General features: G+C 73.2%; 14 protein-coding genes. 7 read left to right on the top strand and 7 right to left on the bottom strand.

Annotated features, from left to right (window positions below; genetic code table 11):
- Window positions 1-19 precede the first annotated feature (19 nt).
- Window positions 20-1,303: a sigma-54-dependent transcriptional regulator family protein gene (locus tag DKT69_RS05600; protein ID WP_109800516.1), complete on the bottom strand. Its 1,284-nt coding sequence runs from the start codon at window positions 1,301-1,303 to the stop codon at window positions 20-22.
- 139 nt (window positions 1,304-1,442) lie between these two features.
- Here DKT69_RS05600 and DKT69_RS05595 point away from each other — a divergent pair, with 139 nt between their 5' ends.
- The 3 genes from DKT69_RS05595 (at window position 1,443) to DKT69_RS05585 (ending at window position 3,442) form a co-directional block, all read left to right on the top strand.
- Window positions 1,443-1,658, top strand: coding sequence for a hypothetical protein (locus DKT69_RS05595; protein WP_146230987.1), 216 nt, complete (start codon window positions 1,443-1,445; stop codon window positions 1,656-1,658).
- Window positions 1,659-1,780: 122 nt separating this feature from the next.
- Complete coding sequence (locus DKT69_RS05590; RefSeq protein WP_109800514.1) at window positions 1,781-2,641, top strand: SCO6745 family protein; 861 nt, start codon at window positions 1,781-1,783, stop codon at window positions 2,639-2,641.
- A gap of 93 nt (window positions 2,642-2,734) precedes the next feature.
- On the top strand, window positions 2,735-3,442 hold the full coding sequence (locus tag DKT69_RS05585) for an RlpA-like double-psi beta-barrel domain-containing protein (RefSeq protein WP_109800513.1): 708 nt from the start codon (window positions 2,735-2,737) through the stop codon (window positions 3,440-3,442).
- A gap of 142 nt (window positions 3,443-3,584) precedes the next feature.
- Here DKT69_RS05585 and DKT69_RS05580 read toward each other — a convergent pair whose 3' ends face one another.
- The 5 genes from DKT69_RS05580 to DKT69_RS05560 all read right to left on the bottom strand — a co-directional run bounded on the left by DKT69_RS05580 (window position 3,585) and on the right by DKT69_RS05560 (window position 8,781).
- A complete protein-coding gene (locus DKT69_RS05580; RefSeq protein WP_109800529.1) occupies window positions 3,585-4,574 on the bottom strand; it encodes an ABC-2 membrane transporter-related protein in 990 nt (329 codons plus the stop codon).
- Window positions 4,571-5,461 (bottom strand): ABC transporter ATP-binding protein, encoded by an 891-nt coding sequence (locus tag DKT69_RS05575; RefSeq protein WP_109800512.1) that lies wholly within the window; start codon window positions 5,459-5,461, stop codon window positions 4,571-4,573. The genes DKT69_RS05580 and DKT69_RS05575 overlap by 4 nt, the downstream gene beginning before the upstream one ends.
- Before the next feature lie 11 nt (window positions 5,462-5,472).
- Window positions 5,473-5,889 carry a GntR family transcriptional regulator gene (locus DKT69_RS05570; protein WP_109800511.1) on the bottom strand — a complete coding sequence of 139 codons (417 nt, stop codon included), beginning with the start codon at window positions 5,887-5,889 and terminating at the stop codon, window positions 5,473-5,475.
- 118 nt (window positions 5,890-6,007) lie between these two features.
- The gene (gene gabT, locus DKT69_RS05565) at window positions 6,008-7,279 is read right to left on the bottom strand and encodes a 4-aminobutyrate--2-oxoglutarate transaminase (protein ID WP_109800510.1); all 1,272 of its coding nucleotides are present in this window, start codon (window positions 7,277-7,279) and stop codon (window positions 6,008-6,010) included.
- Between the two features lie 65 nt (window positions 7,280-7,344).
- Window positions 7,345-8,781, bottom strand: coding sequence for a gamma-aminobutyraldehyde dehydrogenase (locus DKT69_RS05560; RefSeq protein WP_109800509.1), 1,437 nt, complete (start codon window positions 8,779-8,781; stop codon window positions 7,345-7,347).
- Window positions 8,782-8,923: 142 nt separating this feature from the next.
- Here DKT69_RS05560 and DKT69_RS05555 point away from each other — a divergent pair, with 142 nt between their 5' ends.
- On the top strand, window positions 8,924-10,363 hold the full coding sequence (locus tag DKT69_RS05555) for an aldehyde dehydrogenase family protein (RefSeq protein WP_109800508.1): 1,440 nt from the start codon (window positions 8,924-8,926) through the stop codon (window positions 10,361-10,363).
- Window positions 10,364-10,508: 145 nt separating this feature from the next.
- On the opposite strand, the gene DKT69_RS05545 is transcribed toward DKT69_RS05555, so the two are convergent.
- Window positions 10,509-11,741, bottom strand: coding sequence for an SUKH-3 domain-containing protein (locus DKT69_RS05545; protein ID WP_109800506.1), 1,233 nt, complete (start codon window positions 11,739-11,741; stop codon window positions 10,509-10,511).
- 80 nt (window positions 11,742-11,821) lie between these two features.
- On the opposite strand from DKT69_RS05545, the gene DKT69_RS05540 reads away from it, so the two are divergent.
- The 3 genes from DKT69_RS05540 to DKT69_RS05530 all read left to right on the top strand — a co-directional run.
- Window positions 11,822-12,235 carry a YbaB/EbfC family nucleoid-associated protein gene (locus tag DKT69_RS05540; protein ID WP_109800505.1) on the top strand — a complete coding sequence of 138 codons (414 nt, stop codon included), beginning with the start codon at window positions 11,822-11,824 and terminating at the stop codon, window positions 12,233-12,235.
- Window positions 12,236-12,240: 5 nt separating this feature from the next.
- Window positions 12,241-12,597 carry a hypothetical protein gene (locus DKT69_RS05535; RefSeq protein ID WP_109800528.1) on the top strand — a complete coding sequence of 119 codons (357 nt, stop codon included), beginning with the start codon at window positions 12,241-12,243 and terminating at the stop codon, window positions 12,595-12,597.
- Window positions 12,598-12,615: 18 nt separating this feature from the next.
- The coding region (locus DKT69_RS05530; RefSeq protein WP_497529379.1) for a WXG100-like domain-containing protein at window positions 12,616-14,305 on the top strand (1,690 nt) is incomplete at its 3' end.

The following is a 14,305-nucleotide window of genomic DNA, read 5'->3' as shown; positions in this document are numbered from 1 at the left end:
TGGGGTGACGGCGGGGACGTTAGTTTCGCGGACGTTGCAGCAACGTTGCGCGCGGCAGGTCGTACTCCCGGGAGAGCTGGTGGACGCGCGCCACCGCGAGGGGCCGACGCGGCGCACCCGGCGGCAAGGCCCGGGCCAGGGCCTGCCAGGCGGTGAGGTCGTCGGCCCCGGCGGGCGTCGCGGTCCAGGCCGCGAGCAGCGCCGGGTCAGCGGTCGCCAGCACGGCCGCGCGGAGCTGCCCGTCGATGAGCCGGCGCAGTCGCGTCACTCCCGGCGCGTCCGACCCGGGCAGCAACGGCCCGCCGTACGCCTGGAGCGCCCCCGCCGGGTCGCCCCGGTCGAGCAGCTCGGTGACGGTACGGAAGTCGGCGTGCACGGTCCCGCGCAGCCGGTACGGCCGGGAGTCGAGCAGTTCCGGGCCGAGCGCCCGGCGCAGCCGGGACAGTTCGGCGCGCAGGGTGACCGGGTGCAGCCGGTCGTCGCCGTACAGGTCGAGGCCGAGCTGTTCGCCGGTGCGCCCCTCGGGGTGGTCGAGGAGCAGCACCAGCAGTTCACTGTGCCGGCGGCCGAGCCGGATCCGCCGACCGCCGACGCGCAGCTCCGCCTCGTCGCGGCCGAGCGCGCTGACGGTGACCACGGCCGGGTCGAGGGGTTGGGCGAGGAACGCATCGGCGGCCCGGGCGGTGGCCCGGACCAGGGCGAGACTCTGCGGGTTGGCCAGGTGGTCGCCGCCGGTGATGTCGACCGCGCCGAGCAGCCGCCCGGTGGCCGGGTCGTGGATGGGCGCGGCGGCGCAGGTCCAGCGTTGCACCGGCCGGACGAAGTGTTCGGTGGCGAAGATCTGCACGCTGTGGTCGACGGCGAGGGCGGTGCCGGGGGCGTTGGTGCCGGCGTGCGCCTCGTCCCAGCGGGCGCCGGGGATGAAGTTCATCCGCTCGGCGTGCCGGAGCACCCCCGGATGTCCCTCCACCCAGAGCAGCCGCCCGTAGGCGTCGCAGACCGCCATCAGGTGCGCGCCGTCCTGGGCGATGCCGCCGAGCAGGTCACGGAAGAGCGGCAGCACCTGAGCGAGGGGATGGGCGGCGCGGTAGCTCTCCAGCGCGTCGTCGCTGAGGTCCACCGGGGCGGTGGCCTCCGGGTCGAGGAGCGCCTGGGCGGAGCGGCGCCACGAGTGCCGGACCACCTCGCGTACCAGTTGTGGTTCGGCGTCGCCGGTGAGGAAGGCTTCGTGGGCGGCGCCGACCTGCGCGATCCGCTCGGCCGGATCGGCGCCGAATTCCAGGGCGAGCCACGGGTCAGCCATCGGCGACCTCCTCGCGCCCATGGTGACCCACCTCACCCACGATCGCCAATACCGGTTGCCCGATCGATCGACGCCCCTTCATGCTGTGTCCCGCCCCCGCAGGGCGCGGCGGCGTGGTGGCACGGGAAGGGTGGTCGTGATGGTCGGGGCGCGGGAACGGATGATGGTGCAGCTCCAACTGGTCAGCGACGACCGCCATCTGGTGGCCTGGGTACGCGACGACCGCCGGGTGCGGGTCGGCGCCGAGCTCTCGCTGCGCGACCACGCCGAGCCGGACCGCTTCTGGCGGGTGGTGGCCAAGGGCGAGCCGCGGCCCGCCGGTGAGATCAGCCGCGGCTGGCACAACGACATCTGATCTCTCCACGTGGGCCTGGTTCACGCCGGGCCCATGTCTCTTCCTCAAACTTTACATTGACAAGTTCGCGTCCTCGGGACAAACTTGACGATGACAAGATGAGGTTGATCGGGGAGGTCCGAATGGAACCCACCATGGTGCGGCAGCTGTGGCAGCTGATCGAGCCGGTGCACGCGCTGGTCTACTACGCGCCGGAGCTCACCGAGGAGGCCGCGACCCTCGGCCTGGCCACGGACGAGCGCTGGCCGGGCTACTTCGCCCTGCGCTCCGCCCCGCTCGGCGCGGCCGGGCCCGAGCTGGTCACGGCCACCTACTACAGCTTCAGCCCCCGCATGGTCGCCGAGTACGTCCCGGCGGTCTGGTCCGTCGCCGACCCGGCGAAGGTGCTCGACGCGCGACTGTCCGGGATGGACCGGACGCTACGTGCCCTGCTCGGCGACCGGGTCGACTCGCCCGAGCTGACCGAGGCCGCCGCGCTGGCCCGCCGCGCCGCCCAGGCCGCCGACCTGGCCGGGCGTCCGCTGGCCGCCGCCAACGCCGACCTGCCCTGGCCGGACGCCCCGCACCTGGCGCTCTGGCAGGCCGCCACCATCCTCCGCGAGCACCGCGGCGACGGGCACGTGGCCGCGCTGCTCACCGCCGGCCTCGACCCGACCGAGGCGCTGGTCTCCTTCGCCGCCGTGGGCGCCGCACCGGTCGAGGTCTTCGCCAGCCGGCGCTGGACCGACGAGGAGTGGGCCGCCGCCCGGGACCGGCTCGCCGCGCGGGGCCTGGTGGACGCCGCCGGGCTGGCGACCGACGCCGGCCACCGGCTGCGCGACGAGGTGGAACGGCGTACGGACGACCTGGCGGCGGCACCCTGGCGGGCGCTCGGCCCGGCGGTCGGCCGGTTCGCGCAGCTCGTGGCCCCGCTGACCGGAGCGGTGGTGGCGTCCGGGTTGCTGCCGATGCAAAGCACGCTGGGCATCCGTCGGCCACAGTGATTCAGGTAACTTTCCGGCCGGTGTCGCTGATCCCGGCAGCGCTCCCAGCCCGTACCGGCAGTCGTCAGAGGACATCGGACGACGGGAGATGCGGTGAGGGTGCAGCGGAAGCACGTACTGGCGGCCGGGGTGGCGGCGGTCGCGGCGGCGGCGGTGGCGGTCGGGACCGGGTTCGGCTTCGCCGACACCACTCCCGCCGGACAGAGCGCCTGCCAGGGGTCGGTCACCTTCTCGGCCGAGGGCGGGGCGCCCGCGGCGACCAGCGACCGGTTCCCGGTCGGCACCCGGCTGCGGGTGACGAACCTGGACAACGGCAAGGCGGCGACGGTGTCGGTTACCGGCCCGTCGGGCAGTTGTGTGCTGCTCAACGCGGCGGCGATGGACCTGGTCCGGGAGCCGGGCAAGAACGTCATCCGGCGCAACCTGGTGGAGCGCCTGGACGGTGGCGGCGGGGCGGCGCAGCCGGGTGGCGGCGGGCCGGCCGGTGGCCAGACCCGGCCGGGTGACGCGCAGCCCGGTGCCGCCGGGCCCGGCGGCGGGGTGAGCGCACCGGCCGGGCAGAGCGTCTGCACCGGAGCGATCACGTTCTCCGCCGAGGGTGGCGCGCCCGCTGCGACCAGCGGACAGTTCCCGGTCGGCACCCGGCTGCGAGTGACCAACCTGGACAACGGCAAGGTCGTGACGGTGCCGGTGACCGGCCCGTCGGGCAGTTGTGTGCTGCTCAACGCCGCCGCGATGGAGCTGATCCGCGAGCCGGGCAAGAACCTGGTCCGCCGCAACGCGGTGGAGCTGCTCCGCTGATCACGCCGCCCCGCGGTTGCCGCCTGGTGCCGGGGTGCCCGCCGGCGCGGCGGCGCCCCGGCCCGGCGGCCGGTGGAACACCATGGGTGTCTCCGAGGTGCCGTGGCACCCATGGTGTTCCACCGAGGAGCGCCGGCGGTCGTCAGGCGATGCGACGGATGCGGCGGACGGCCAGGTAGAGCAGGAGCGCCGCGAGCGCGACGAAGATGCCGGTCTCGATGCCCTGGAACAGCCAGAACCGGCCCGCCGGCTGGTAGAGCTGCCAGTTGTAGGCGCCGGGCCCCAGGCCCAGCTCGGCACCGCAGGCCCGGCCGTCCGGTCCCTTCCCGCCCGGCGGGCACATGATCTGGGTGTCCGCCGCCACCATCGTCCCGTCGGCGTCGCGGATGCCCTGGGAGAGGATCCAGTCGCCGCGCTCCGTCAACGGCTCCCCGGTCCCCTCGATCGGGAAGGTGAGGGTCCGGGCGGGCTGGTAGTGCGGCCGGGCCAGGATCGCCACCACCGCCCGTACGCCGATGAACCCGGCCAGGGTAATGCCCATGGCGGGCAGCATCTGCTTCCACACCGTGCCGGTGAAGATGCCGAGCGCCACGGCGAAGAGGGTGTAGCCGATCGGGACCACGCCTTGCAGGTCGAAGACGATCAGGCCGAGCCGGCCCTCCCGGGCGGCGTGGGTCAGCGGGTCGACCCACCAGGACATGCCCAGCCCGTAGCAGACCGCGAGGGCCACCACGGCCGCGCCGACCAGCCCGAACTTCACCAGCGCCCAGCGGGTCCGGCCGACGCCCTGGGTCCAGATGAAGCGGTGCGTGCCGTGCTCCACCTCCCGGGCGACCAGCGGGGCGCCCCAGAACAGACCGACCAGCACCGGCAGGGTGAGCAGCAGTACGGCCACCAGGTTGAGGCTGCCGTACTGGTTGGTGAAGCGGCGGAAACCCGCCTCGCAGCTGTCTCGGGTCGCCGCGGTCACGTCCGGGTCGCTCAGTTGGCCTACGCACTCCGCCAGCCCGAGGTCGGCGAAGGTGTGCCGCATCGACAGGCCGATCGGCACCATCAGGGCGGCGAGCGCCGCGAACCCCAGCAGAGTGAAGAACGCCTGCTTGCGGTGTTGCCGCCAGGTCAGCCAGATCATGCCGGCACCCCCCACTCGCTGTGCCTGGTCTGCGTGGCGCCGTCGGCCAGGTAGGCCAGGACGACGTCCTCCAAGCCGACGTCGCGCACCGTCCAGGCGGGATCGGTGACCGGGCCGTCGGTGCGGACCAGCAGCGTGGACTGCCGGTCGGTGTGGCTGGCCCGGACCACCCCGTTGACGCCGCCGATCGGGCCGCCGTCGTGCCGCGGGCCGACCAGCTGCCGATGCGAGGCGACCAGGTCGTCGACCGCGCCGGCGAGCTGCACCTGGGCGGCGTTGAGCACGATCAGGTAGTCGCAGACCCGTTCCAGGTCGGCGAGCAGGTGCGAGGAGAGCAGCACGGTGGTCTCGGACTCGGCGACGCTGCCCATCAGCGACTGCAGGAACTCCCTGCGGGCCAACGGGTCCAGGCTGGCGACCGGCTCGTCGAGCAGCAGCACCCGGGGCCGCTTCGCCAGCGCGAGGGCCAGCGCAACCTGGGCGCGCTGACCGCCGGAGAGCTTGCCGACCGGCAGCTTGGGCGGGATGCCGAGCTGGGCCAGCCGGTTACGGGCGAGCGCCGCGTCCCAGCGCTTGTTCAGCCGGCCGCCGAGCTGGACCAGCTCCGCCGCGGTGAAGTCCCGGTAGAGCGGGGTGTCCTGGGCCACGAAGCCGATCTCGGGCAGGACCGCCGGGTTGTCGTACGGCGCCTCGCCGAAGATCCGCACCGCGCCGGCGTCGGGCCGGAGCAGGCCCACCGCCAGGTGCAGCAGGGTGCTCTTGCCGGCGCCGTTCGGGCCGACGAGTGCGGCGATCCGCCCGGCGGGAAGGCGCAGCGAGCAGTCCCGCAGCGCCCAGGTTCTCCCGTACCGCTTGCCGAGCTGGTCGGCCTCCAGCGCGATGTCCATTCGGTGTCCTCTCATCCTGCTGAGGCGGGCTCGGCGCGCGGTGCCTCGGCGGCCAGCGCGGCCCGCATGGTGGTCTCGACCAGGGCGGTGACGTCTTCGGGGGTCAGCCCGGCGCCGCGGGCACGGTGCAGCCAGGCCACCAGTTCTTCGCGCAGCTCGGCCTGGTGGGGCAGCGACGAGCCGGCGAGGGTGCGGCGGACGAACGTGCCCACGCCGGGACGCCCCTCCACGAGGCCCTCGATCTCCAACTCGCGGTATGCCTTCAGCACCGTGTTCGGGTTGATGGCCAGCGACTGCGCCACGTCGCGGACCTTCGGCAGCTGGTCGCCCGGCGTCAGCAGCCCCACCCGCAGGGCCTGCTTGACCTGCTGGATCAGCTGCACGTAGGTGTTCACCTTGGACCGGCCGTCCAGCACGAACTCGATCACCCGATGGCCTTCCTGTTGTACTACGACAGTAAGACTATAAGACAGGATGCGCGCCAGCGGAACGACGAAACCCGCCCCTCTGTCGAGGGACGGGTTCCGGTGGCGGCGGCGGGCCGGATCAGCCGAAGGCGGCGTCCAGGATGTCCAGGCCCCGGGCCAGCTCGTCGTCGGAGATGACCAGCGGGGGCAGGAAGCGCAGCACGTTGCCGTACGTGCCACAGGTGAGGGTGAGCAGGCCGGCGGCGTGGCAGGCCGCCGACACCGCCGCCGTGGCGGCCGGATCGGGGGTCAGGGTGCCGGGCCGCACCAGCTCCATGGCGAGCATCGCGCCCCGGCCGCGTACCTCGGCGACCCGCGGGTCGCGGGCGGCGATGGCGCGCAACCGGTCGCCCATCACCCGCTCGATCCGTCGCGCGGCGGCGGCCAGGTCCAGCTCGTGCATGGTCTCGATGGCGGCCACCGCGGCGGCGCAGGCGATCGGGTTGCCGCCGTACGTGCCGCCGAGGCCGCCGACGTGCACCGCGTCCATCAGCTCCGCCCGCCCGGTCACCGCGGCCAGGGGCAGGCCGCCGGCGATGCCCTTGGCCAGCGTGATCAGGTCCGGCTCGACGCCCTCGTGCTGGCAGGCGAACCAGTCCCCGGTCCGGCAGAACCCGGTCTGGATCTCGTCGGCGACGAAGACCACCCCGGTGGACGTCGCCCACTCGCGCAGCGCCGGCAGGAAACCTTCCGCCGGTACGACGAAGCCGCCCTCGCCCTGGATCGGCTCGATCAGCAGCGCGGCCACGTTCTCCGCCCCGACCTGCTTCTCGATCATCTCCACGGCTCGGGCTGCCGCCTCCGCCCCGGACAGGCCGCCGTCACGCAGTGGGTACGACATCGGCACCCGGTAGATCTCCCCGGCGAACGGCCCGAACCGGTGCTTGTACGGCATGTTCTTCGCGGTCAGCGCCATGGTCAGGTTGGTCCGACCGTGATACGCGTGGTCGAAGACCACCACCGCCGGCCGCCCGGTGGCGTGCCGGGCGATCTTGACGGCGTTCTCCACCGCCTCGGCGCCGGAGTTGAACAGCGCCGAGCGCTTCTCGAAGTCCCCCGGGGTCAGCGCGTTGAGCTGCTCGCAGACCGCCACGTACGACTCGTACGGCGCGACCATGAAACAGGTGTGGGTGAAGCGCTCGACCTGCGCCCGGACCGCCTCGACCACCTTCGGCGCGGCGTTGCCCACGTTGGCGACGGCGATGCCGGCGGCGAAGTCGATCCACTCCCGCCCGTCGACGTCGGTGATGGTGCCGCCGCCCGCCCGGTCCACGTAGGACGAGACGGTGCTGCCGACGCCGCGCGCCACCGCCGCCCCGCGCCGCTTGTGCAGCTCGTCAGAAGAAGTCATGCTGCGCCTTCCTTCGTCCGCGGCTGCGGGGCTCGCAACCCCGGCTCGCTCCTCGCGCTCACAGGTCAGCCCTCGATGTTGTGCATGACGTGCTTGATCCGGGTGTAGTCCTCCAGGCTGTAGACCGACAGGTCCTTGCCGTGCCCGGAGTGCTTGAAGCCGCCGTGCGGCATCTCGGAGACGAACGGGATGTGGGTGTTCACCCAGACGCAGCCGAAGTCGAGCCGGCGGGTCATCCGCATCGCCCGGCCGTGGTCCTTGGTCCAGACCGAGGCGGACAGGCCGTAGTCGACGCCGTTGGCCCAGCGCACCGCCTCGTCCTCGTCGGAGAAGCGCTGCACCGTGATGACCGGGCCGAACACCTCGTCCTGGATGATCTCGTCCTGCTGGCGCACTCCGCTGACCACCGTGGGGGCGTAGAAGTAACCCCGCGTGCCCTGCCGGGATCCCCCGGTCTCGACGTTCGCGTGGTCCGGCAGCCGGTCCAAAAAGCCGCGTACCCGGGCGAGCTGGTTGGCGTTGTTCAGCGGGCCGTAGAGCACGTCCTCGTCGTCCGGCGCGCCGGTCCTGGTGTTCCGGGCCTGCTCGGCGAGGGCGGCCACGAAGTCGTCGTACACGCCGGGGCCGGCGAGCACCCGGGTCGCGGCGGTGCAGTCCTGGCCGGCGTTGAAGTAGCCGCCCACCGCGATCGCCTCGGCCGCCGCCGCGATGTCCGCGTCGTCGAAGACCACCACCGGGGCCTTGCCGCCCAGCTCCAGGTGGGTTCGCTTGAGGTCGGGGGCCGCGGCGGAGGCGACCTCCATGCCCGCGCGGGTCGAGCCGGTGATCGACACCAGCTGCGGGGTCGGGTGGGAGACGAGGGTACGACCGGTGTCCCGGTCGCCGCAGACCACGTTGAACACGCCCGGCGGGAAGAACTCCGACGCGATCTCGGCCAGCAGCAGCGTCGACACCGGCGTGGTGTCCGACGGCTTCAGTACCACCGTGTTGCCGGCGGCCAGGGCCGGGGCGATCTTCCAGACCGCCATCATCAGCGGGTAGTTCCACGGCGTCACCTGGGCGCAGACGCCGATCGGCTCGCGCCGCACGTACGAGGTGTGGCCGGCCAGGTACTCGCCGGCCGAACGGCCTTCGAGCAGGCGGGCGGCGCCGGCGAAGAAGCGGAACTGGTCCACCGCCGGGGGCAGCTCCTCGTCGGCGGTGAGCTGGCGGGGCTTGCCGGTGTTGCGTACCTCGGCGTCGACCAGTTCGGCGGCGCGGGCCTCCACCGCGTCGGCGAGCCTCAGCATGGCCTTCTGCCGCTCGCCGGGGGTGGCGTCCCGCCAGCTCTCGAAGGCGGTCGCGGCGGCCTTCATCGCCGCGTCTACGTCCGCCGCCCCGGAGACCGGCGCCTGGGCGAAGACCTCGCCCGTGCAGGGGTCGATGAGGTCGGCGTAGCCGCCGTCCACCGGGTCGACGTACTCGCCGTTGACGAAGTTGCGCAGCTGCTGCTGGTCGCTCATCAGAAGTCTCCGAGGGGTGGCCGGGGGTGAGGTCAGCGGAGGTTATCGCAATCTGACTGCCATCTTCGCTACTGAATTCGCGGCAGACAAGGCCCTGGGCAACTGTTTCCGCGCGGCTCTGCGTCGTCTAGGCTGCCGAGGTGTGGAGCCCAGAGCCTTCTACGTCGCCGGCCGCCCCGCCCACGGCGAGGGCGAGCTGACCGTCACCCACCCGTACGACGGCCGGACGGTGGGGCGTACCACCCTCGCCACGGCCGACCAGGTCGAAGCCGCCGTCGCGGCAGCGGCCGGGGTGGCCGCGAAGGCCGCGGCCCTGCCCGCGCACGCGCGGGCGGTGGCCCTGGACCACGTCTCCCGGCGGCTCGCCGAGCGGGCCGAGGAGGTCGCGGAGCTGATCACCGCCGAGAACGGCAAGCCGGTGAAGTGGGCGCGGGCCGAGGTGAGCCGCGCGGTGTCGACGTTCCGGTGGGCGGCCGAGGAGGCCCGGCGCTTCTCCGGCGAGCTGCAGCGCCTCGACACCGACCCGGCCGCCACCGGGCGGATCGCGCTGGTCCGGCGGGTGCCGAAGGGGCCGGTGCTGGGCATCGCGCCGTTCAACTTCCCGCTGAACCTGGTCGCCCACAAGGTCGCGCCGGCCATCGCCGTCGGCGCACCGATCATCGTCAAGCCCGCCCCGGCCACCCCGCTGTCGGCGCTGCTGCTCGGCGAGATCCTGGCCGAGACCGAGCTGCCCGAGGGGATGTTCTCGGTGCTCCCGCTGCCCAACGAGCGCGCCGCCGAACTGGTCACCGACCCGCGGCTGCCGGTGGTGTCGTTCACCGGCTCCGGCCCGGTCGGGGCGGCCATCCGCCGGCAGGTGCCGGAGAAGCACGTCACCCTGGAGCTGGGCGGCAACGCGGCGGCGGTGATCTGCGAGGACTGGAACTCCGACGAGGACCTGACCTTCGCCGCGCACCGGATCGCGACCTTCTCCAACTACCAGGCCGGGCAGTCGTGCATCGCGGTGCAGCGGGTGTACGTGCACGAGTGGATCTACGACGGCTTCCTGCCCCGGCTGATCGCCTCGATCGAGGAGCTGCGGACGGGCGACCCGGCCGACCCGCTGACCGACGTCGGTCCGCTGGTCTCCGAGGACGCCGCGCGGCGGGTCGAGGCGTGGGTCGACGAGGCCGTCACCGCCGGGGCCACCATCGAGGTGGGCGGGCGGCGCGACGGCGCCACCTATCCGCCGACCGTGCTGTCCGGGGTGCCGGCGGACGCGAAGGTGTGCGCGGAGGAGGTGTTCGGGCCGGTGCTGGTGGTCGGCCCGGTCGAGAACGACCAGGCCGCGTTCGCCGCCGTCAACGACTCGGCGTACGGATTGCAGGCGGGCGTGTTCACGCACAACCTGCAGACCGCCTTCGCCGCCGCGCGCAGCCTGGAGGTCGGCGGGGTGATCGTCGGGGACGTGCCGTCGTACCGGGCCGACCAGATGCCGTACGGCGGGGTGAAGGGGAGCGGGGTCGGACGCGAGGGGCTGCGCAGCGCGATGGACGACTACACCGAGCCGCGCGTCATGGTCCTGACCGGAGTGGCGCTGTAGTGCTCACCGGCTGAGTCCGTCGCGCTCCGGCCGGGGCGGATCTGGGCGGCGGCCTGGGCGTCGGGGTAGCGGCAGGCGGCCCGGGCGGCGGTGGCGCGATCGGTGACGCTCGGTCCCGGCGCGGACAGGCCGGTGAAGTGCTTCGTCACCAGGTGCCGTCGTCGCGTACGCGGGCAGGGGCCCGGCCGAGCAGCAGGGTGGTCAGGGCGGCGTCGATGTCCGGGCCGAGGAACCACTCGCCGGCCTGGTCGAGCGCGAAGATCCGGCCGTGCTCGTCGACGGCGATGATGCTGTCACCGCGCTCCGTGCCCAACGGAAAGAGCCGAGCACCGAGGACGGCTCCGAAGTCGGCAAGCGTGTCGGCGGTGTGGCCCATCTCCCAAGGGTGAATGTCGAACCTGGAGATCCATACCTGTTCACCGGGGCCGCGGCGCGGGCTCTCCAGGCCGGGGAAGGCGGTGATCGTCGGCAGGACCGCCGGGAACACGGCGTGCGCGTGCCTGGTGCCGGTCACCGCGGTGACGTCGCGAACCGCCGCCTGCGCCAGGACCTCGTCGCCGAAATGGGGACGCCAGCCAGCGGCCACCAGCGCGCTCGCGACCTCCGGCGCGAACCGCCCCGGCTCGGGGTCGGTCTGGGGTTCGGTCTGCCGCTCGGTGGTGTAGGCGAGGTTGGACCACGGCAGCGCGTTGAAGCGCACCAGGAAGTTGATGCACGAGTCGCAGGGGGTCTCGGTGGCCCCGCCGGTCGGGTCGCCGGCCTCGCGGATCCGGAAGATCTCGATCTGGGCGCTGCCCAGCAGCGTCGCTGCCTCTTCCCATGTCAGCGGAGCAAGGCCCTCGGCTGCCCGGCTGTGGTCGTACTCGTGCAGGACGTCGGAGACGACGATCATCTCGGCGTGCCGCTCGCCGCCGCGTACCAGGTGCCCGGGTGGCAACTCGTCGAGGTACGCCCGCACCAACCGGTGGTGCCGCAGCTCGACTTCGCCCTTGGCGCCGAAGGCCCGGTGGACGCGACCGTCGAGGGTGAGGTGGGCCGCGGCGCCCGGCGTGGGCAGTCGCGTGATCTCGCGGAGCAGTTGGTTGGTCGGGTCCACCGTGCGGGGAGCGCGGGGTTCGATCGGTCGCCGCTGCCGGTACATCTGCTCGACGGCAGGGAAGGGCAGGCGCGGCCAGGTGGAGATGTCTCCGGTCTCCTTGTCCACGACGGTGGTCGGCGGGTCGCCGGGGAGCGCGCGCGCCTCGACGGCGACCCGGGAGGTGATGAGGTAGCCGAGGTCGAACTCCTCGACCACCGGCGTGCACGGGAACCCCAGTCGTTCGGAGTCCCGCTGTGCCCAGACGGCGGCCAGTTGCTCGGCTTGCTGACGCTCGATCACACCCTGAAATTACCGGACCCCACGGATTCCGTGGCACCCGGTATGGTCGGCCCTACCGACCGTGACGGAGAGGGGCGGCGTTGACCGAGAGTGTGGACCGGGACGCGAACCGCGCGCTGCGGGCGCGGTTCGACGAGGTGTACGGCCAGTACCGGCGACTTCGGTCCGGATTGGACGAACTCCAGGTCAAGCTCGCTGAGCTGCGGGTGACCGAGCGCTCCGACGACGGGCAGGTGATCGCGACCGTCGGCGCGCGAGGCGAACTGATCAGTGTGGACGTCGAGCCCTCGGTCTTTCACGATCGCGATGCCAGGGCGTTGAGCCGAAAGATCACCACCACCATCCATCGGGCGTCCGCCGCTGCGGTCCACGCGACCCAGGAACTGGTCGCCGGCTATCTGCCGGCCGGCTCGCCGTCGGTGGAGTTCTTGCGTACCAACGATTTCAATGCCCTCCTGAGCCGCGCGGACACCGTCCTTCGGCATGGAGAGTGACCGCCGTGACCGACGGACGGCTCTGGCTGGACCCTGACCGCGCCCGGCGCGGCGGAACGGGCCTGACGCTCGCGGGTGAGGCGGTCACCACTTCCCGGCGACGGGTGGGTGGGGCGATCGCCGGCGCGAGCGCCGAGCGGCCCTGGGGTCGGGACGACATCGGCGCGGCCTTCGAGAAGCAGTATCGCCGCTACGAGGAGACGCTGCTGCGCGCCTGGGAGGTGGTCGGCCGCTCGCTGGAGGGGCTCGGCGCCGACGTGGCCCGATCCGTCGCCGCGACCGTGGAGAGCGACGAGGCGACCGGTCGCCAGCTCGACCGCATTCCCGACCAGCACCAGTTCCCGCAGCGACACCGGCGCTGACCTCCGGAGGATCCGCGCGTGAGCATCCTGCCCAGCCCGATCCCGCACCCGCTCGACTACTCCCCCTGGGACCTGCCCGGCTGGATCTACGAGGCCCTGGACTGGGTCGTCGGGGTGGAATGGCCCGAGGGGAACGAGCGTGCCGTCTGGGACCTTGCCGACCAGTGGTACGGCGTCGCCGCCGTCCTGGCCGGTCCGCGTGACGACGCGACCTCGGCGGCGTCCGAGGTGCGCAGCGGCTACGGCGGCATCGGCGCGGTGGCCGAAGCCTTCGACACCGCGTGGCGGCGGGTGGCCGAGGGCGACGAGGCGCCGCTGCCCGTCCTGCTCGCGGTCACCGGCGAGCTCGGACGGTTGGTCGAGTCGTGCGGCTGCGACATCGAGGGTGCCAAGCTCGAAGTCTGGATCGAGCTGGGCATCCTGGTCGTCGAGTTGCTCTCGCTGGCGGTCGCGACGGTTCTCACCGCCGGCGCGGCCTCGCCCGCGGCGGGCGTGGCGATCACCACCACCCGGATGGTGGTGCAGCAGATCTTCAAGCGGCTCATGACGCAGCTCGCCCGCAAGGCTCTGAAGGAGGGCCTGGAGGAGGCCAGCGAGCGGGCCGCGAAGGAGGTCGTCAAGAGCGGGGTACGCGGATTCGCCCGCCGTGCCGTCCTCGGCGGGCTCGTCGAGGCGGGACAGGAGGCGGGCGTCAGTCTCGCCACCCAGGCCTACCAGAACTCCAACGGGCGTCGGCACGGCCTGGATGTCGCCGACGTCGGCACGTCGGCGATGGGTGGTCTCGCTGGTGGCGCGGTGGCACCTCTCGCCGGGCTGGGTCGGCACCCGAACGGGCGGCTCGCCGTGGTCGGCGAGCACCTCGGCCGGGAGTTGACCGGCGAGACCCTCGCCGAGGGCGCCGCCGGCCTGGTCACCGGACAGGGAGCCTCGCTGGAGGACCTGGCCCGGGCGGCCGTCTCGGGCGTGAGTGGCGCGGCCACCGGCCAGGTGGACAACGCGCTGCACCAACGACTCGACGGGCGGATGGCCGCCCTCGACGGCATCACGCCGCCGACGGGCCTCAGCGGTGCGGCTGACCTCGCCCCCGGCGCGGACACATCAGCGCCGGACACCCTCGGTGCGAGCGCGCCGGAACCAGCCGCGGCCGGGACACATGTGGCCGGCAGCGGGCCTGGCAGCGAAGCGACCTCCTCCCAGATGTCCGGCCCTCAGTCCGGACCGATTGCCGCCGCGTCGGTCGGGGCGCCGTCGGTCGACGGGCCGGTCGTCCAGGACGCCCCGTCACCTGCTGTCCCGTATCCGGCGTCGGCCACGTCCGCCTCGGTCGCCGTCGACCCGGTCTCGTCCCCGCACTCGTCCGCCCCGCCGGACGCGGGGGTGACGCCGACGCTCTCCTCGACCGCCGTCGAGCCGCGGCTTGCGTCGCCGCTCCCGGCGTCCGTCGAGGAGGGTCCGGCGCATGCGGCGGCAAGTGTCGACACCCCACCGCGATCCGCAGTGCTGCCGGAGCCGTTGGTGGCTGCGAATCGGGCACCCGTCACCGCCGCCCTTTCACCCCTGGGGTCGCAGGCGCCAGCGCCCCAAGCCGCGGCGGGCGGAGCCGCGCCAGTGAGCACTGAGTCGCCGCGCACCGGCGGCAGTGATCCCGTTACCGCCCGCTCCGTGGCCGGCACCCTTCCCCCGCCGGCCGTGCCGACCACGGCGTCCC

This window comes from Micromonospora sicca, from assembly GCF_003172935.1.
Lineage (GTDB): Bacteria > Actinomycetota > Actinomycetes > Mycobacteriales > Micromonosporaceae > Micromonospora > Micromonospora sicca.
The sequence above is the reverse complement of the archived record's forward strand: the minus strand, read 5'-3'. Positions and strand labels throughout refer to the sequence as shown.